This window comes from Pseudomonas sp. Sample_22 (genome assembly GCF_004307635.1).
In the GTDB taxonomy this organism is placed as follows: Bacteria; Pseudomonadota; Gammaproteobacteria; order Pseudomonadales; family Pseudomonadaceae; genus Aquipseudomonas.
This window is the reverse complement of the sequence record NZ_RCNY01000065.1, coordinates 62,527-80,813: the sequence shown is the minus strand read 5'-3', so window position 1 is coordinate 80,813 and position 18,287 is coordinate 62,527. Positions and strand designations below refer to the sequence as shown.

At 60.9% G+C, this 18,287-nt stretch carries 18 protein-coding genes; 7 read left to right on the top strand and 11 right to left on the bottom strand.

The window, feature by feature from the left end; translation table 11 throughout:
* Nucleotides 1–107 precede the first annotated feature (107 nt).
* From D8U73_RS17295 to D8U73_RS17260, 8 genes are all read right to left on the bottom strand, one after another.
* Nucleotides 108–1,118, bottom strand: a complete 1,011-nt coding sequence (locus D8U73_RS17295) for a putative sulfate exporter family transporter (protein ID WP_130905219.1) — start codon at nt 1,116–1,118, stop codon at nt 108–110.
* Complete coding sequence (locus tag D8U73_RS17290) at nt 1,115–1,441, bottom strand: Rieske 2Fe-2S domain-containing protein (RefSeq protein WP_056855134.1); 327 nt, start codon at nt 1,439–1,441, stop codon at nt 1,115–1,117. Before D8U73_RS17290 ends, D8U73_RS17295 begins: the two co-directional genes overlap by 4 nt.
* Nucleotides 1,438–2,100, bottom strand: a complete 663-nt coding sequence (locus D8U73_RS17285; protein WP_130905218.1) for a DsbA family oxidoreductase — start codon at nt 2,098–2,100, stop codon at nt 1,438–1,440. The genes D8U73_RS17290 and D8U73_RS17285 overlap by 4 nt, the downstream gene beginning before the upstream one ends.
* Nucleotides 2,097–3,413 (bottom strand): MFS transporter, encoded by a 1,317-nt coding sequence (locus D8U73_RS17280; protein WP_130905217.1) that lies wholly within the window; start codon nt 3,411–3,413, stop codon nt 2,097–2,099. Before D8U73_RS17280 ends, D8U73_RS17285 begins: the two co-directional genes overlap by 4 nt.
* 91 nt (nt 3,414–3,504) lie before the next feature.
* Nucleotides 3,505–4,557 carry a 3-keto-5-aminohexanoate cleavage protein gene (locus tag D8U73_RS17275; protein WP_056855131.1) on the bottom strand — a complete coding sequence of 351 codons (1,053 nt, stop codon included), beginning with the start codon at nt 4,555–4,557 and terminating at the stop codon, nt 3,505–3,507.
* Between the two features lie 87 nt (nt 4,558–4,644).
* Nucleotides 4,645–5,493: a TauD/TfdA family dioxygenase gene (locus D8U73_RS17270; protein ID WP_056855130.1), complete on the bottom strand. Its 849-nt coding sequence runs from the start codon at nt 5,491–5,493 to the stop codon at nt 4,645–4,647.
* A 13-nt stretch (nt 5,494–5,506) separates the two neighbouring features.
* Nucleotides 5,507–6,487, bottom strand: a complete 981-nt coding sequence (locus D8U73_RS17265) for a quinone oxidoreductase (protein ID WP_056855129.1) — start codon at nt 6,485–6,487, stop codon at nt 5,507–5,509.
* A gap of 107 nt (nt 6,488–6,594) precedes the next feature.
* Nucleotides 6,595–6,858: a hypothetical protein gene (locus tag D8U73_RS17260; protein ID WP_130905216.1), complete on the bottom strand. Its 264-nt coding sequence runs from the start codon at nt 6,856–6,858 to the stop codon at nt 6,595–6,597.
* Between the two features lie 106 nt (nt 6,859–6,964).
* On the opposite strand from D8U73_RS17260, the gene D8U73_RS17255 reads away from it, so the two are divergent.
* Nucleotides 6,965–8,881, top strand: coding sequence for an alkaline phosphatase D family protein (locus tag D8U73_RS17255; protein WP_130905215.1), 1,917 nt, complete (start codon nt 6,965–6,967; stop codon nt 8,879–8,881).
* A gap of 35 nt (nt 8,882–8,916) precedes the next feature.
* Nucleotides 8,917–9,411, top strand: coding sequence for an adenylate kinase (locus tag D8U73_RS17250; protein ID WP_130905214.1), 495 nt, complete (start codon nt 8,917–8,919; stop codon nt 9,409–9,411).
* A gap of 226 nt (nt 9,412–9,637) precedes the next feature.
* On the opposite strand, the gene D8U73_RS17245 is transcribed toward D8U73_RS17250, so the two are convergent.
* Entirely contained in the window at nt 9,638–10,828 is a 1,191-nt protein-coding gene (locus tag D8U73_RS17245; protein ID WP_130905213.1) for an aspartate aminotransferase family protein, read from the bottom strand.
* Between the two features lie 102 nt (nt 10,829–10,930).
* On the opposite strand from D8U73_RS17245, the gene D8U73_RS17240 reads away from it, so the two are divergent.
* Nucleotides 10,931–11,839 (top strand): LysR family transcriptional regulator, encoded by a 909-nt coding sequence (locus tag D8U73_RS17240; RefSeq protein ID WP_056855124.1) that lies wholly within the window; start codon nt 10,931–10,933, stop codon nt 11,837–11,839.
* A gap of 3 nt (nt 11,840–11,842) precedes the next feature.
* Here the strand turns inward: D8U73_RS17240 and msrA are convergent, their stop codons facing one another.
* Together msrA and msrB are read right to left on the bottom strand one after the other, a co-directional pair.
* Nucleotides 11,843–12,550, bottom strand: coding sequence for a peptide-methionine (S)-S-oxide reductase MsrA (gene msrA, locus D8U73_RS17235; RefSeq protein WP_056855123.1), 708 nt, complete (start codon nt 12,548–12,550; stop codon nt 11,843–11,845).
* Nucleotides 12,551–12,592: 42 nt separating this feature from the next.
* Nucleotides 12,593–13,111 carry a peptide-methionine (R)-S-oxide reductase MsrB gene (msrB, locus tag D8U73_RS17230; RefSeq protein WP_130905212.1) on the bottom strand — a complete coding sequence of 173 codons (519 nt, stop codon included), beginning with the start codon at nt 13,109–13,111 and terminating at the stop codon, nt 12,593–12,595.
* A gap of 149 nt (nt 13,112–13,260) precedes the next feature.
* On the opposite strand from msrB, the gene D8U73_RS17225 reads away from it, so the two are divergent.
* From D8U73_RS17225 to D8U73_RS17210, 4 genes are all read left to right on the top strand, one after another.
* Nucleotides 13,261–13,980, top strand: coding sequence for a response regulator transcription factor (locus D8U73_RS17225; protein ID WP_130905211.1), 720 nt, complete (start codon nt 13,261–13,263; stop codon nt 13,978–13,980).
* On the top strand, nt 13,977–15,497 hold the full coding sequence (locus tag D8U73_RS17220; RefSeq protein ID WP_130905210.1) for a HAMP domain-containing sensor histidine kinase: 1,521 nt from the start codon (nt 13,977–13,979) through the stop codon (nt 15,495–15,497). The genes D8U73_RS17225 and D8U73_RS17220 overlap by 4 nt, the downstream gene beginning before the upstream one ends.
* A gap of 308 nt (nt 15,498–15,805) precedes the next feature.
* A complete protein-coding gene (locus D8U73_RS17215) occupies nt 15,806–16,510 on the top strand; it encodes a hypothetical protein (RefSeq protein ID WP_056855119.1) in 705 nt (234 codons plus the stop codon).
* Nucleotides 16,511–16,843: 333 nt separating this feature from the next.
* Nucleotides 16,844–18,274, top strand: a complete 1,431-nt coding sequence (locus D8U73_RS17210; protein WP_130905209.1) for a PLP-dependent aminotransferase family protein — start codon at nt 16,844–16,846, stop codon at nt 18,272–18,274.
* The last annotated feature ends 13 nt before the right edge of the window (nt 18,275–18,287 follow it).

Genomic DNA, 18,287 nt, shown 5'->3' with positions numbered 1-18,287 from the left:
TGAGGCCGGCACATCCGGCATCAATGGCGCCTGACCCGGCGCTATCGCGGGCAAGCCTTGCTCCTACGGGTTTCGTGGCTGGTTGCATCGAGCGCTCTGTGTGAATCCTAGAAACCCCAGCGCAGCAGCAACAACACCAGCACGACGAGGAATACTGTCTCCCCCACCATCAGCAAAATCGGCTTGATCCCGACCGCTGCCAGCTCCTTCAAGCGGGTCTTCATGCCCAGGGCACTGATGGAAACCCCCAGGCACCAGCGTGACAGTTCATTGACCGAGCCCTGCACCGCCGGCGCCACCCAGCCGGTGCTGTTGATGCAGGCCAGGATCAGGAAACCGACGGCAAACCACGGCAGCAATGGCGGGCGCTTGCCGGTCGGGTCGGCGCCCTGCATGCGGGTGATCATCGCGGCGGTGACGATCACCGGCAGCAGCATCGCCACGCGCATCAGTTTGACCACCGTGGCCGTGTCACCGGTTTCGGTGGACATGCTGTAACCGGCGCCGACCACTTGCGCGACATCGTGAATGGTCGCGCCGAGGAATACACCTGCCACCTGCGGCGACAACTCCAGCCAGTTGGCAATCATCGGGTAGACAATCATTGCCAGGGTCGACAACGCCGAGACACCAATCACCGTGAATAACGTAGCGCGCTCTTTTTGCGGATGGTTGGGTAGCGCCGCCGCCAGCGCCAACGCCGCCGAAGCACCACAGATCGCCGTCGCCCCACCGGTCAGCATGCCGAACAGGCGCTGGAAGCCCAACGCCTTGGCCGCGATCACTGACACACCAATGGTCACCACCACCAGAATCACCACCAGCGCAATCGGCTTCCAGCCCAGCGCCGCCATTTGCTCCAGGGTGATGCGCATGCCCAGCAGTGCGACCCCGATGCGCAGCACTGTGCGGGCGGTGAACTCGACACCGGCCTTGCACGGGCCGTCATCGGCCAGAAAATTCAGGGCCATGCCCAGCAGCAAGGCAAACAGCATGACCGGCGCACCGTAATGCTCGGACAGGAACGACGCGGCGGCCGCCACGATCAGGCTGACGATAAGCCCCGGCGCCAGTTCGCGCGTGCGACTGTGGATACGGGTGAGAGCGATGGCGCTCATGGCGCGGACTCCTCGCAAGTGATGACGATAAACGCCTGGTCGTCGATGATCTCGACCGGGTAGTGGGTGACTTTGACCAGCGTGGAATTGAGCATGTAGCCGCTGCGCAGATCGAATCGCAGGCCATGGGCGCAACACTGAATCACGCAGCCCTCAAGCCGCCCGCCGCACAACGAGGCGCCCTGATGCGGACAGCTGTCGTCGATGGCAAACAACTGCCCGTCGACGTTGAACAACGCCAGGCTTTTGTCTTCGAATTCGAACAGCGCACGGCCACCGGCCTGCGGGTGTTTGCCAGCAGGTACGGGAATGCGCCGGGTCATGCCGGCTGCCGCTCGCGCTCACTGTGCTTGAGGGCTTCGTTCATCGCCCCGAGCAGCGCCTGGGCCGGTTGTGCACCGATGACGGTCACGCGCTGGTCGAACTGGAAACTCGGCACACCACTGGTCGCCTCCGGTGGCGCTGCAAACGGTGTGGCGTCTCCTTTCAGACAGTCGACCAGGGTGTCCGAGTCAAGGCCGCAAGAGCGGGCAATGGCGAGCAGGGTCTCGCGATCACCGAGGTTTTCGCGTCTCTGGAAATAGCCGGCGAACAGGCGTTCGAGCAACATTTCACGCTGAGCCGCATTGCCCAGCGCCGTGGCACGCTGGAACAAGCGATGGGCGTCGGCAGTGTTGGGCATCGTTTCGATGCGGCTCAGATCAATCGCCAGTCCAACCGCCCTGGCAGCCTCTTGAACCTGGGCCTGGCGCATGGTCATGGCATCGGCGTTACCCAGACGCTTGCGGTAGAAATCGGCGAACGGCTCGCCCTCCACCGGCAACTGCGGCAGCAACTGCACACCGTGCCACGCCGTGGTGACCTGCACATCCGGATGGCGACTGCGGAACTGCACCAGCGCATGCTCCAGTTGGCGTTTACCGATCAGGCACCAGGGGCAGATGAAATCGAAAAACACATCAATACGTAAACGACGACTCACAACTTCACCTCTATCCCGGCTTCACGAACGGGGTCAGGCACGCTCTGACCCTGAAGGCGGGCAATATCTTTGTGGTAATGACACTTGGCATAAAAGAACACCGCTGCTGCCGCGAGGCTGACCAGCGGCACCAGTTGAAACGCGGCGTGCAAACCGATGAGATCGGACACCCGGCCGGTGATGAACGGCCCCGGCGCCAGGCCCAGCATGTTGTTGGCCAGGGTCAGCGTGGCGAACGCCGTGCCGTGGACCGAGTAATGCGTCAGGTTGGCAACCATCGCGCCGCATGGGCCGGTGGTGCCGGTGGCGATCAACATGCCCAGGCAGATCAGCGCCAGTTGCAACGGCCCTGCTTGCAAGGCAAATGCTGCTGACAGCAACAGGCAACTGCCCAGGCAAAAACCGATGGCCAGGCTGACTTTGCGCTCCGGCGAGTGACGGCACAGGCGATCGCTGAGCATGCCGCACAGGATCATCCCCGCGCCGCTGCACAACACGATGATCGCCGCCATGCCGCCAGCCTTGTCGGTGGGCATGTCGTAGTAGCGATTGAGGTAGCTGGGAATCCACACCATCACCGTGCCACCGACGAACAATTGCAAGCCGCTGGCGAAGTAAGTTGCCACCACCGAACGGCTGGACCACAACGTGCGCAACGGCCGCTTGACCACCGCGACAGCCTTGGCGGCGCGTTGCGGCGCAATGCGGGCTTCCTTGACGATCAGCGGATAAAGCATCGCCAGCACCAGGCCGAACAGCGCCATGCCGGCAAACGACCAGCGCCAGCCCAGTTTGGCGGCGATGGCCCCGCCCAGCGCCATGCCCAGCACCGAGCCGAACATGCCACCGGCCATGAAGGCACTGGCCAGGGTGGCACGCATGTGTTTCGGAAACACCGAAATCACCACGGCGATGCCGACGCTGCCATAGGCTGCCTCGCCGACGCCGACCATGAAACGCGCGATGAACATCTGCTGGTAATCCTGGGCCAATGCGCAGCCAAGGGTCGCGAGACTCCAGAGCATCGCCATCAGCGCCAGGCTCTTGACCCGGCCGAAACGGTCGGCCATCAGCGACAGCGGAAACGTCAGCAGCCCGACCATCAGCGCAACGATGCCACTGAGCAGGCCGAGTTGGCCGTCGCTCAGCGCCCACTCGCTTTTCAGCAGCGGGAACACCGCGTTCAGTACCTGGCGCGACATGTAATCGGAAATCAACAGGCCAAACGTCAGGGCAAAGACGATCCAGGCATATTTACGCGCAACAACGACTCCACCGGAGTCGTCATCGTCGGCGATTGGGTGAAAGGCCATGCAGCCTCCTCAAAGCTTTGTTTTATTGTTGTTATCAAGCGTGTAGCAGTGCGTCGAGCGAGCGGTCACGGCCGCTCGCTCGCCGTGTCGGTCAGCCGCGTTGCGGCACGCCTTTCTGCCCGGCCTTGCGGTTGGGCGCCATGCCGTTGGCCAACAGGGTTTCCTCGATGCTGTCGTACTGCACACCGATGCGATAGATCTCACGGGCTTCTTTGCCCGTGGCGATTTCGCGACCCAGTTCGTGGGCAATGCGCACGGTTTGCTTGATCTGCGCCACCGAGCCGAAACGCTCGCCCTTGTGATCAATGATAGTGTCTTCGTTGCCCACGCGCGGGTGCATGCCCATGGCCATCGACATGGTGTTGAACGGCATGACGTTCTTTAGCAGCGATTCGGAGGTCAGGGTGCAACCGTCCGGCGCGCGGTGGATGAAGTTGAAGAAGTTGAACGGGTTCGGCCCGTCGAAACCACCGCCGATGCCGATCCAGGTCAGGTTCAGCGGGCCTTTGTAGACACCACGGCGCACCAGGCGCTCGAGGGTTTCCATGGCGTGCATGCCGGTCAACTGGAAGTGCGGCTGAATACCATTGGCCATCAGGCGCTTGAGGTGTTCGGCGACCCAGGCCGGACCTGCCGGCACGGTCATTTCGCTGTAGGCAGCCTGATACAGGGGGTTGGCCAGGGAAGTGCCTTCCAGGTATTCCGGATACAGCAGTTCCATGATGTTCATCTGGGTGGTGTTGATCGCCACCGTGACCTGATCCGGTTTCGGCGTCAGCTCGGCCAGCATGTGGCGGGTGTCGTCGGACAGCCACTTGGCCGCTTCACCGTCGCTTTCCGGGGCGAAGGAAATCGAGCCGCCGACCTGAATGATCATGTCCGGCACGGCGGCACGCACACCGGCGATCAGTTCGTTGAACTTCGACAGGCGCTTGGACCCTTTGCCGTCCAGTTCCCGCACGTGCAAGTGCAGGACCGTGGCGCCGGCTTCATAGCACTCGACCGCTTTGTGGATTTGCTCGTCCATGGTCAGCGGGATGTCTTCCGGGAAATCTTCGGGCATCCACTCCGGGCCGTACGGGGCCACGGTGATAACCACTTTTTCCATGTTTTCGGGGTGCAGGGAATCGTCGAAGAATTGCATGGTTTACTCCAGTTCTTATGATTGTCCCGCCCACCCGGGGTCGCGCCGGGCAGGCGTGTTTACGAGAGCGAATGCAGAGGCGGTGGATCAGTAAGTCTTGTCGCCGATGATCCCGGCGCGCTCCATCTTGCGATGGCACGGCGGGTAATCCATGACGGCGTAATGCTGGGTACTGCGGTTGTCCCAGATGGCGATGCTGTTGGGCTTCCAGCGCCAGCGCACTTGATACTCAGGGATATATGCCTGACTGATCAGGTAACGCAGCAACTCGCCCGCACCAGGGTTGGCGTCCTGGCCAAAACGCACCCGGTCAGGGGTGTGGTAATTGCTCAAGTGAGTAGTGAAGGCATTGACGAACAGCACCTTTTCGCCGGTTTCCGGATGTGTGCGCACCACCGGGTGCTCGGCGTCCGGGTACATCGCCTTCAGCGCAAGGCGCTTCTCGATCGGCATGGCCGCGCCGAAACTGGCTTCGATGCTGTGACGGGCGCGCAGGTCGGCGATCTTCACTTTCACATCATCCGGCAGATTTTCGTAAGCCAGAACCATGTTGGCCCACATGGTATCGCCGCCCACCGGCGGGCACTCCACGCAGCGCAGCACGCAACCCATCGGCGGGGCGTCGCGCCAGGTGGCATCGGTGTGCCAGGCGTTTTCGTAGCGGTCCATCGGCTGGTCGGGGTTCTTGTAGATCTGCACCAGCCCGGGATGCTCCGGATCACTGCCGGCCACCGGATGATCTTCCAGTTCACCGAAGCGCCGGGCAAAAGCCACGTGCTCGGCGCGAGTGATGTCCTGATCGCGCAGGAACACCACTCGATGCTTGAGCAGCTGGGCACGGATTTCGGCAAACAGACCGTCGTCGTGCACCGCGTCGGCCAGGTTTACGCCGGTCAACTCGGCACCGATGCTGCAGGTCAATTGTTCGACTTTCATGGCTGGCAGCTCCTTAAATGACGAAAATCGACGAGCCGGTAGTCTTGCGCGATTCAAGATCACGGTGCGCCTGCACCGCATCCTGCAAGGCGTAGTGCTGGTTGATCTCGATCTTGATCCGGCCGCTGCCGACATGGTCGAACAACTCACCGGCCAGCTCGGCCTTTTCCGCCGGGTCGCTGATGTAGTTGGCCAGGGCCGGACGGGTCAGGAACAGCGAACCTTTCATCGCCAGCATCACCGGGTCGAATGCCGGGATCGGCCCGGACGCCGTACCCACGCAGACCATCAGGCCACGGGGTTTCAACGAATCCAGCGAACCCATGAAGGTGTTCTTGCCAACGCTGTCGAACACCACGTTGACGCCCACACCGTCGGTCAGTTCGCGAACGCGAGCGGCAACATCTTCATGGCTGTAATTGATCGTATGGTCGCAACCGTGAGCCCGGGCGATTTCAGCCTTTTGCTCGGTCGAGACTGTGCCGATCACGTTCAGGCCCAACAGTTTGGCCCACTGCGAAACGATCAGGCCCACACCACCGGCAGCGGCGTGCAGCAGAATGCTGTCGCCTTCCTTGAAATCGTAGATGCGGCGCATCAGGTACGAAGACGTCAGGCCGCGCATGGTCATGGCGGCAGCGGTTTCAAAACTGATGGTTTCCGGCAACTTGATCAGCGGCGCGGCCGGAATCAGGCGCTCGGTGCTGTAGGCGCCGAGGGTGTTGAGGAAACCGGTGTAAGTGACGCGATCCCCCACCTGGACATTGGTCACCCCCTCGCCGATGGCCTGGACCACGCCGGACGCCTCAACCCCCATGCCATTGGGCATCGGGATCGGGTAAGTGCCATTGCGAAAGTAGGTGTCGGCATAGTTCAGGCCGACCGCCACATGACGCAGACGCACCTGGCCCGGACCGGGGTCGCCGACTTCAACGTCCTCATAACGCAGGACTTCAGGACCACCGGTTTCGTAAAAGCGTACGGCTTTAGCCATTTTTCTTATTCTCCAATCTGCAATATGGGCGTGTTGCATCGAATTGCGCTGATTGGACTGTAGGACCAGGCCTGTTGAGACGCTTCTCATCAGACGACAATGGCTTTTCATTTGGTGACAGGCGGGGCGGCTCCCTCCTGGGTGCCAGTGCTCGGTTCCTTGGTCTTTTCGCCAGCGGCAGGCACGGCCGGGTTGCTGAATCCGGCCTTGGCGTTTTCCGCCTTGGTCTTGTGGATATCGCAGCCCTGCAACTCGCTCACCTGGGTGCAACCGGACTTTTCCAGCTGCTGGCGGTACTTGTCGTTGATGGCATGGGCCGGGGATTGCACCAGCAGCAAAATGGCCAGTGCCGGCAGGATACGGTTGTTCATGGCAGACCCTTTCCAATCGAGATGTTCTGACACCCACAATAGCCTGTCCCGCCGCCACCTGCGCTATCATCGCCCGCCTCTGAGCCCTCAAGAGTCTTGACCCCGGATGTCCGCAACGCTGCCCCTGCCCGACGCTCAATCCCTGCCCCCGGTCCTCGCCGGCCCGCTGCTGCGGCGGCTGGAGCCCACACGACTGGTGATGTGGCTGGTGGGGTCCCGTGCGCTGGAACTGACCCTGCGTTTGCAGGGCGTTGCCGATATCCGTCTCGACGCCGGGCACTGCACGGTGATTGCGGTGGGCACGCACGCCTTCGTGCATTTGATCGATGTGTCATTGGACGCTGCCCTGCCCTTTGACCAACGTATCGAATACGACCTGCTGCTGGAAGACGGCAAAGGCATCGCCGATTGGGCGCCGCATTTGCTTTACAGCGAGGCGGATTGCCCGAACTTCGTCCTGCGCTCGCGCATCGATCAGTTGCTGCACGGTTCCTGCCGCAAGCCCCATCACCCGGCGACCGACGGCTTGCTGTGCGTCGACAACCTGTTGGCGCAAGCACACGAAGCCAAGGATCGTCCGGCGCTGCTGATGATGAGTGGCGATCAGGTGTACGCCGACGATGTCGCCGGGCCGATGCTGCGGGCGATTCATGGCCTTATCGAGCGCTTGGGTTTGTTCGGCGAGCATCTGCAAGGTGCCGTGGTCAGCGACAGCGCCGAGCTGTACGGCCACGCGGCGTGCTACTACCACCGCGCCGATTTGCTGCCGGCACTCAAGAGCAACGAAACCCTGCGCGATCGCTTTTTCGGCGGTGCGCGCAAGCCGATTTTCACCAGCAGCAGTGCCGACAATCATCTGGTGACGTTCGCCGAAGTCATGGCCATGTACCTGCTGGTCTGGTCGCCGACCCCATGGTCGCTGATCGCGCCAAAGCCGCCAAAACTGATCAAGGAACGTCGTGAACGCTATGCGCTGGAACAGGTGCGCATCGACGGTTTCAAGGCTGGTCTGGGCCGCGTTGCGCGGGCATTGGCGCACGTGCAGACGCTGATGATTTTCGACGACCACGACATCACCGATGACTGGAACCTCTCTGCGCAATGGGAAGAAACGGCCTACGGCCATCCGTTCTCCAGACGCATCATCGGTAATGCGCTGATCGCCTACATGCTGTGCCAGGGCTGGGGCAACAATCCGGACGCCTTTGTCGATGTCGTCGAGAAGGCCTGCGCATTCAGCGACACCGGGCAAGACCGCTATCTCGACAGCGACGTCCAGGACCGGTTGATCGATGAACTGTTGCGTTTCCAGCATTGGCATTACGTGCTGCCCACCACGCCAGCCATGGTCGTGCTCGACACCCGCACCCGACGCTGGCGCAGCGAGATGAACCTCAAGCAACCCTCGGGCCTGCTCGACTGGGAGGCCCTCAGCGAACTGCAACAGGAGCTGCTGGATCATCCGTCGGCGATCATCGTTTCACCGGCGCCAGTGTTCGGCGTGAAACTGATCGAGACGGTACAACGGGTGTTCAGCTGGTTCGGCTATCCGCTGCTGGTGGACGCGGAAAACTGGATGGCCCATCGCGGCGCGGCCCAGGTGATCCTGAACATTTTCCGCCACTCGCGCACACCGGGTAATTACGTGGTGCTGTCGGGCGATGTGCATTATTCCTTCGTCTACGAAGTGCTGATTCGCCATCGCAAGGCTGGGCCGCGTATCTGGCAGATCACCAGCAGCGGCATCAAGAATGAATTTCCGCCCACGTTGCTGGAATGGTTCGACCGCCTCAACCGCTGGCTGTATTCACCGCGCTCACCGCTGAACTGGCTGACCAAACGTCGGCGCATGCGCATCGTGCCGCACGTTCCGGAGCATGCTGAAGCAGGTGAACGACTGTGGAACTCCGCGGGCATCGGCCAGGTGTTTTTCAATGACAAGGGACAGCCGCAGGATATTTATCAGCACAACTCGAATGGCTCCCCGAAGACACGCATGGTGGCTCCCGAGACAGAAGATTGAAAACCGGCTGATTTCCATTTCATTTGGTGTCGCTCATGGACCTCACCCGAACCCTGATCATCGGTAACTCAGGTTCCGGCAAGAGCTGGCTAGCGCAACGGCTCGCCGAGCAATTGTGCGTGCCATGGGTCGATCTCGATCAGATTCACTGGCTATCCGACGAACACAGCATCCCCCGCCCCCGCGCCGAAGCCCTGGGCATGGCGCGCATCGTCGCCGATGATCCCTGCTGGGTGATCGAAGGGGTTTATGGCTGGATCATCAGCGAACTGCTGCACCGCGCAACAGCGCTGATCTGGTTGTGCATTGAAGATGAAGCTTGCCTCGCCAATATCCGCCAGCGCGAAGTCAACGACGACGAGCGATCGATGGCGTTGCTGGAGTGGGCCGCAAGCTATCGAACACGTGATGGGTCCAGTGGGTTTGTGGCGCATCAGCGGTTGCTGGACGGATTTGCCGGTTTCCGAATCCAGTTGACCACTCAGACTGAAATCACGGACTTCCTCAGTGCGGTTCGAAACCCGCATTGATCATTCTTTCAGCGTCTTTCTCCAAATCGGAACGGGACTACAGCTCTTACAGAAACGTCTCTTGTCAGGGCATTAGATACTCAGCGTCTATCTGAATGAGGAGCGGGTGATGCGAGTTCTCCAGTGGTTGCTGAATCGTAGGAAGAGGAACAAGAAAACTCTGGATAGTCCCGAAGTGTTCGATGAAACGACTTATCTTTTAAGCTCCAAAGCCAACGCTGAACGATTACTCAAATCGCTCGAACACTTGCGAAATCGCCCGACTCACGCCCCTGACAATCATCTCCACCTCCCGCTCATCGATGGTCAACGGTGGCAGCAGGCGGATGATTTGTCCGCGTGTGACGTTGATCAGCAAGCCGTGGTCCCGGGCGGCGATCAGGCTCAGGTCGCGGATCGGTTGTTTCAGTTCGATGCCGATCATCAGGCCCTGACCGCGGATCTGCGCGACGTTCGGATGGCCCGCCAATTCTGTGCGCAATCTTTCGAGCAAATGCTCCCCTTGAAGCCGGGCGTTCTCCAGCAGCCCTTGTTCTTCGACAATATCCAGCACGGTGCAACCGACGCGGCAGGCCAGCGGATTGCCGCCGAACGTGCTGCCGTGGCTGCCCGGGGTAAAGAGCTCTGCGGCCCTGCCACGGGCCAGACAGGCACCGATGGGCACGCCGTTGCCGAGGCCTTTGGCCAGGGTCATGACGTCCGGCACGATGCCTTCGTGCTGAAAGGCGAACCACTGTCCGGTACGACCGATCCCGGTCTGGATTTCGTCGAGCATCAGCAACCATGAACGCCGGTTGCACCGTTCGCGCAGCGCCTTGAGGTAACCGGGCGGCGCCAATTGTACGCCGCTTTCGCCCTGGATCGGCTCCATCAGGATCGCCACGATCCGCGAGCCATGCGCTTGCTGCACCTGGTCGAGCGCTTGCAGGTCGCCGAACGGCACCTTGACAAAATCACCCGGCAATTTGTTGAAGCCCAGACGCACGGCCGGGCCATCACTGGCGGACAACGTGCCGAGGGTCCGACCATGGAAAGCGTTCTCCATGACCACCACCAACGGTTGCTCGATGCCTTTGTGCCAACCATGCAACCGGGCGATTTTCAGCGCCGTCTCGTTGGCCTCGGCCCCGGAGTTGTTGAAGAACGCCCGGTCCATCCCTGCCAGCCGCGTCAATTTTTGCGCCAGCCGTTGTTGCCAGTCGATGCTGTAGAGGTTGGACGTATGCAGCAGCAATCCGGCTTGTTCACTGATGGCGGCAACGATTTTCGGGTGGGAATGGCCAACGTTGGTCACCGCCACCCCGGCCACCGCATCCAGATACTCACGACCGGCCTGATCCCACAGGCGTGTGCCCAGGCCTTTGTTGAAACTCAGGGCCAAGGGTTGGTAAGTGCTCATCAGGCAAGCGGCGGTCATGACATCAAGCTCCAGCAAGGGTCGGTGTTTTTGCAGTATGGTTAGCCACCTGAGCTGGATAAACGCCTCAAAACTTCAATCATTTAAAAGCCGAGCTTGATAATGGATTTATTCCAGGCAATGAGTGTTTACGTGAAAGTGGTGGAAACCGGCAGCATGACCGCCGCGGCTTTTCAGTGCGAAATGTCCACGACCATGGTCGGCAATCACCTCAAGGCACTGGAACAGCGTCTGGGTGTGCGCCTGATGCACCGCACCACGCGGCGTCAGCGCCTGACCGAATTCGGTGCCGCGTATTACCAGCGTTGTCTGGAAGTGTTGGGACTGGTGGCGGATTCCGAGCGGCTTGCAGAACAGGCCCTCGACGAACCGAGCGGCATCTTGCGCATCACCGCTCCCTTGACCTTCGGCACCGAGCGGCTGGCACCGGCGCTGAGTGAGTTCAGCCTGCAAAACCCGCGGGTGAAGCTTGATGTGGTGCTGACCAACCGCCGTCCGGACCTTCTGGAGAACGGCCTGGATGTGGCGTTTCGACTCGGCGCACTGGAACCCTCAAACCTGATCGCCCGCCCGCTGATCGACTACACCCTGACCATGTGCGCCTCGCCGCAATATCTGGCCCGCCGGGGCACACCGCAAACACCTGAAGACCTGCGACAGCACGATTGTCTGTCGTTTGCCTATCCGGCCGGGGATGACTGGCAGTCGGTGCAAAAGGAATGGCGTCTGGCCGGACCTGATGGCGAAGTCAGCGTGGGAGTCAGCGGGCCGATGCTGATCAACAGTTCGGCCGGCCTGCATCAGGCGGCGCTGACGGGTATGGGCATCGTGATGATGCCCGACGCGCTGGTCGAAGAAGACCTGCGGCAAGGAAACCTGCTGGCATTGATGCCGGATTACTGCCCGCCCAGCCGTCCGATGCATCTGGTTTACCCGCAGGATCGCCACCGTTTGCCGAAATTGCGCCGTTTCGTTGAATTCGCGGTACAGAAGTGGGGCAAGCATTCCTGACGCTTACCTCCCCTCCTTCACCAGCACCGGTTTTTCCTGATAACGCTCGGGAAACAGCTGCTTGAGCTGCGCCACTTTCGGCAGGTCATTGATCACGATGTAAGGATAGGTCGGGTGCTCGGTGAGAAAGTCCTGATGCTCTTCTTCGGCCGGGTAGAAACCGTTGTAGCTTTCCAGCTTGGTCACGATCGGTTTGTTGAAGGACTTGGCCGCGTCGAGCTGGGCAATGTAGGCCTGGGCGATTTTTTGCTGCTCGGCGCTTTTGGTGAAGATGGCCGAACGGTACTGAGTCCCGGTGTCCGGCCCCTGGCGGTTGAGTTCGGTCGGGTTGTGGGCGACTGAAAAGTAGATGTGCAGCAAGGTGCCGTAACTGACCTGGCTCGGGTCGTACGTCACTTCGACAGATTCCGCATGGCCGGTATTGCCGTCGCTGACGCGCTCGTACTGCGCCGTGTCGGCTGCACCACCGGCGTAACCGGAAACCGCATTCTTCACCCCTTTGACGTGTTGAAACACCCCTTGCACGCCCCAGAAACAACCGCCGGCGAACACCGCGGTTGCGCTGCGGGCCTGAGTGACTTCATCGAGCGCTGGCGGCGCAATCACCACCGCTTCTTCGGCACCACCCAAGGAGAACGCCGAGCATGGGCCGATAACGCTAACGGTGGCCAGGGCCAGCAGCGCACGACGCCAGGTGAGCAGGTTTTTCATGTAAGCAACTCCAGAATGATTCAAAGGGCAGGCAGGCAAAAATCAGACGGTTTTGGGCACGAACTTCATCGCCAGTCCGTTCATGCAATAACGCAGGCCTGTCGGTTTCGGGCCGTCATCGAAGACATGGCCCAAATGCCCGCCGCAACGTCGGCAATGCACCTCTTCGCGGACCATGCCGAAAGTGCGGTCCTGTCGAGTGGCCACAGCCTTGTCCAGTGGTGCCCAGAAGCTCGGCCAACCGGTGCGACTGTCGAACTTGGTGGCCGAGGAAAACAGCGGCAGATCGCAACCGGCGCAGGCGAACGTACCGTCACGGTGTTCGTTGTTCAGCGGGCTGCTGTAGGCGCGCTCGGTGCCCTCTTCGCGAAGGATTTCGTACTGCTCGTCGCTGAGGATCGCGTGCCATTCGCTATCAGTGTGGGTCACTTCGAACGCCTCGGCCGCGTTGACCTCGCTGATCAACGCCGAGCCTGTGGATAACTTCGGCAACAGGCCGATCGCCAGGGCCGTGACCCCGAGCCCGCTGCTCGCTACAAGAAATTGCCGTCGTGAAAACATGCTTGTCTCCCAAAACCAGGGGTGTTTCATGGAACACAGCCTAGGCTTTGGGTGATCGCCAAATCCTCACAGTAAGTTAAACAATTCGTGATAACTCGGGCGCTGGAAAACCCGCACAATGCGCTCATTGCGCCGAAGGATTGAGCTGGATGGAACAGACTAAACGCGTCCTCGTGGTCGAGGACGATACGCACATCGCCGACCTCATTTGCCTGCATCTGCGTGATGAGCAATTCGAGGTGGTCCACAGTGCCGATGGCAATGAGGGCATGCGCCTGTTGCAGCAAGGCAACTGGGATGCGTTGATCCTCGACCTGATGCTGCCCGGTGTCGATGGCCTGGAAATCTGCCGCCGCGCCCGGGCCATGGCCCGCTACACGCCAATCATCATCACCAGCGCTCGCTCCAGCGAAGTGCACCGGATCCTCGGCCTCGAACTGGGTGCCGATGATTACCTGGCCAAGCCGTTTTCCATGCTGGAACTGGTGGCGCGGGTCAAAGCCCTGTTGCGCCGGGTCGATGCGATGGCGCGCAACCTGAAGATGGACGCCGGCAGCCTGAACATCGACGGCCTGGCCATCGACCCGATCACCCGCGAAGTGGCGCTGGACGGTCGGCGGCTGGACCTCACACCCCGTGAGTTCGACTTGCTGTACTTCTTCGCCCGTCAGCCCGGCAAGGTGTTCTCGCGCATGGACCTGCTCAATGCCGTGTGGGGCTACAGCCACGAAGGCTACGAGCACACGGTCAACACCCACATCAACCGCCTGCGCGCCAAGATCGAGACTGACCCGGCGCAACCGGTGCGCATCCTCACGGTATGGGGGCGTGGCTACAAATTCGCCACCGGGGAGGAACCGCAGCCATGAGGTTGACGCTCACACAGCGCCTGTCGCTGGTGTTCGCCGTGTTGTTGCTGGTGTGCTGCGGCACGTCGGCGTGGATGCAGGTGCGCTCCAACCAGATGCATGAACAGGAAGTGGTGCAAGGCTTGTCCCGCGACCTGGCGCAACACATCGCCAATGACACGGTGCTGATGGACACCCAGGGACTGATGCCCAATGCGGTGCGCGATCTGTTCAGCAAGCTGATGCAGGTCAACCCGAGTGTCGAGGTGTACCTGCTCGATACCGAAGGCAGGATTGTTGGCAGCGCCGCGCCCGAGGGCCGGATTCGTCGGGAGAAAGTTGATCTGGCACCGATCCAGCGCCTGCTGCGGGGCGACCCGCTGCCGATTCCCGGGGACGACCCGCGCAGTGTAGAGACCCGCAAGGTATTCAGCGCCGCGCCCCTGAAGGTCGATGGCAAACCCGCCGGTTATCTCTACGTGGTCCTGCTCGGCGAAGACCACGATCGGCTGGCCGAACGCGGTGCCACCAGTGCCGCACTCAACACCGCCCTGCTGTCCATCGGTTTGGTCGCGCTGCTGTGCCTGATTGCCGGTCTCACCGCGTTTGCCCTGATCACCCGGCCGTTGCGCCGTTTGACCGAAACCGTCAGCCAGTTCGACATTGACGGCGTCCCGGTCACCCCGGCCCTGCCCGTTACCGTAGAAAAAACCGCCAGCCACGATGAAATTGCCATCCTCGACGCCACGTTCCGGCAGATGCAGGCACGCCTCGGCGAGCAGTGGCGCTCGCTGACCCGCCAGGATCAGGAGCGCCGTGAACTGGTGGCCAATATCTCCCATGACTTGCGCACGCCATTGGCCTCACTGCACGGCTATCTGGAAACCCTGTCGCTCAAGGACGCGACGCTGTCCCCCGCCGATCGCCGCCGTTATCTGGGCATTGCGCTGGATCAGAGCCGCAAGGTCGGTGGGCTGGCGCAATCACTGCTGGAGCTGGTGCGGCTGGAACATGGTTTTGTGCAGCCGGTGCTGGAGCGGTTTTCCCTGACCGATCTGGCCCAGGACATTTTCCAGAAGTTCGAGCTCACCGCCGAAGCGCGCGAGGTCGAATTGAAGGCCACCTTTGCCCCGAACGTCTCGGTGGCGTGCGCGGATCTCGGCTTGATCGAACGGGTGCTGACCAACCTGTTCGACAACGCTCTGCGCCATACCCCACAAGGTGGCGAAATCGAACTTGGCTTGCGCCCGCAAGGCTCGTTTATCGAAGTGACCGTCAGCGATACAGGACCGGGGATTGCCCCGCAATTGCGCGACGGGTTGTTCCTGCGCCCGTTCAATATCGGCGGCGCACGGCGTGATGGCGGGTTGGGTTTGCGAATCGTGCATCGCATCCTGCAATTGCACGGGCGCGAGATCCAGTTGATCGATGTGCCGGGACGCGGGGCGACCTTTCGGTTTTCGTTGCCGATTGATGAAGAGACAGCGACTGCGTTGGCGGTGCGTTCGATGAACCTCAATACACCGGGGCAGGCTTGAGAATTGGCTTGCCAGCGATTTTGATCGTTCCCACGCTCCGCGTGGGAATGCCTCAACGGACGCTCCGCGTTCGGCTCTGGCAGGGACGCGGAGCATCCCGGGCTGCATTCCCACGCAGAGCGTGGGAACGATCACATCGCGAGCAGGCTCGCTCCTACAGGGGATCGCGATTATCCAGCAAGGCAAAAAAACGACCAACCGCCCGTTGCTCCGTGACAACGCCGCCCCGGTCCAATAGATTAGGCGACCTGAAAAAGCCCCCGTGCTTTCTCGCCCCTATTCAAGCTGAAAAAAGTAGTGAAATTTCAATGTCCGATTCCAATACCGCTGAATCCGTAGTCACCTTGTCGTCCAAAGCGGAATACGAAAACTCCATCAATCTTTCACAACACGTGCCCCAGGCCAAAACCATCAGCGAGATGGTGCTGGACGCTTTCCAGTCCACCCGCGAAAGCGACCAGATCCGCGAGCTGCGCGCCGCGATCCGTCAGGCCCACGACAGCTTCGACGATGACAAGGCGTACGAACTGATGGGCCAGCTCAAGCAGCTCAAGGACGCCGAAGCCGCCGACATCGCCGCGCTCGAAGACCTGAGCAGCAAATTCCCGATCAGCCGCATCCTGTCCAGCTTCAAGGATGACCCGGCGTTCCAGGAAATTGTCTACGGCCTGGCGCTGAAAGTGCTGAACCAGACCCACCAGGCCATCAGCAACCCGAGCGGTGGCAAGAGCAAGGCTGCCAAGGCCAAGAAAGAAGTCGAAGTGTTCACCATCAGCAAGGACGGCATGAGTGTGACGCTGCCGCTGCGCACCCCGCGCTCGCGTTTGAGCGTCGACCGTGAAGCCCTGGAATTCCTCGGTTTCAGTTTTGTTGGCGAAGGCGATGAAGCCGAGCTGGAAAACGAGACATTCCTGGACAATGCCGGCAGCGAACAAGCGGTCAACCGCAAGAACATCATCACCGCCCTGCAACAGCAGACGGCGTTCGACGGCTATAGCATCACCGCTCAATAACCTGATACCCCATTATTTGTGGCGAGCGAGCTGGCTCGCGTCGGGCTGCGCAGCGGCCCCCGGAATTTGACGGCACTTACAGATTTTCGTGAGTGCAGCGCACTCAAGCACAAGCCAGCTCCATCGCCACAGTCACCTCAGCGACTCACTTAGCGCCCCGCCCTCGTGCGGGGCTTTTTATTGCCCGCGATTGCGGCGAATCCCCGATTACTCTTCCAGTATCAACGCCAGAACACCACTTCCCTTCCCCCTTCTGCACCACGGGTCCGTCTGCGGGAAGCGTCAACTCAGTTTCCAGCCCAAGACCTCAGCGGTGCGACTGCCGAGGTCATCATGAACACGCTCCCTCTCTACCGTCAGCTGGCCAATCATTATCTGGACGCGATCCGTAGCGGCACCCTGAAAACCGGCGAGCGCCTGCCTTCGATACGGCTGATGATGGAAAAACACGCCGTCAGCCTGTCGACCGCCGTGCAGGTGTGCCGGGAGCTTGAGGACTATGGCGTGCTGGAAGCGCGACCGCGCTCGGGCAATTACATTCGCCAGCCGGATACGCCAAAACAATCCGCGCCGATCACCCTGCTCCCGCCGCTGGATAGCGGGGTGTATGTCGGCATCCATGAGCAAGTGTCAGCGGTGCTCAAAGCCAGTCAGCGGGCGACGATCAAGGTCAATCTGGCCAGCGCCTATTGCGCACCTCAGCTCTATCCGTTGAAGACCTTGCAGGACAACATGATCAAGACTTTGCGCCAGGATCAGCACCTGCTCGACACCACCGGTTCGACCAGCGGCAACAGTACGCTGCGCAGCGTCCTTGCCCGCCGAATGCTGACCGCCAAGACCCATCTGACAGCCGAACGCATTGTCATCACCAACGGCGCCACCGAAGCGATCAACCTGGCCCTGCGTGCCGTGACCCACCCCGGTGATACCGTGGCCGTGGAATCGCCAACCTTCTACGGCTTGCTGCAAATTCTCGAAAGCCTGAACCTGCGGGTGCTCGAAGTCCCCGCTTCGCCCCATGCGGGAATTCATCTGCCGGCCCTTGAACATTTGCTGCAAGGGCCGGAGCGGATCAAGGCGCTGATCGTCATGCCCAACCTGCACAATCCGCTGGGCAGCATCATGCCCGACAGCCACAAGGCCCGACTGGTGAAACTCTGCGCCGAGCACGATACGGTGCTGATCGAGGACGACACCTACGGTGACCTGGTGGACACCGAGCAACCGCTGTCCACCCTCAAGCACTGGGACCGCAGCGACAATGTGATCTATTGCGCTTCGCTGAACAAAACCCTGGCCCCGGGCCTGCGCCTGGGCTGGATCAGTGCGGGGAAGTGGCACGACCGCGTGGAAATGCTCAAGCACACCCAGACCCGCGGCTGCGAGAAGCTGTCACAGCTGGCGGTCAGTGCGTTCATGGGCACACCTTCCTACGAGCGCTATCTGCGACGTTTGAGAAAAACCCTGACCCAACAGCGCCAGCAAATGAGCGCAGCGATCCTGCGCTACTTTCCCGAGGGTACCCGAGTGACCAATCCGCAGGGTGGCACGTTGCTGTGGGTGGAATTGCCTGTGCAGTATTCGTCCATGGCGCTTTTTCATGAAGCGCTGGACGTCGGCATCCAGATTTCACCTGGGGATATCTTTTCCAACGCCAAGCGGTTCAGGAATTTTCTGCGTATTGGCTGTGGGACGCCGTATTCGCCGCGGATCGATGAGGCACTGGGGACGTTGGGGAACCTGCTCAAACTTCAGGGCTGATCCAACCCCTGTA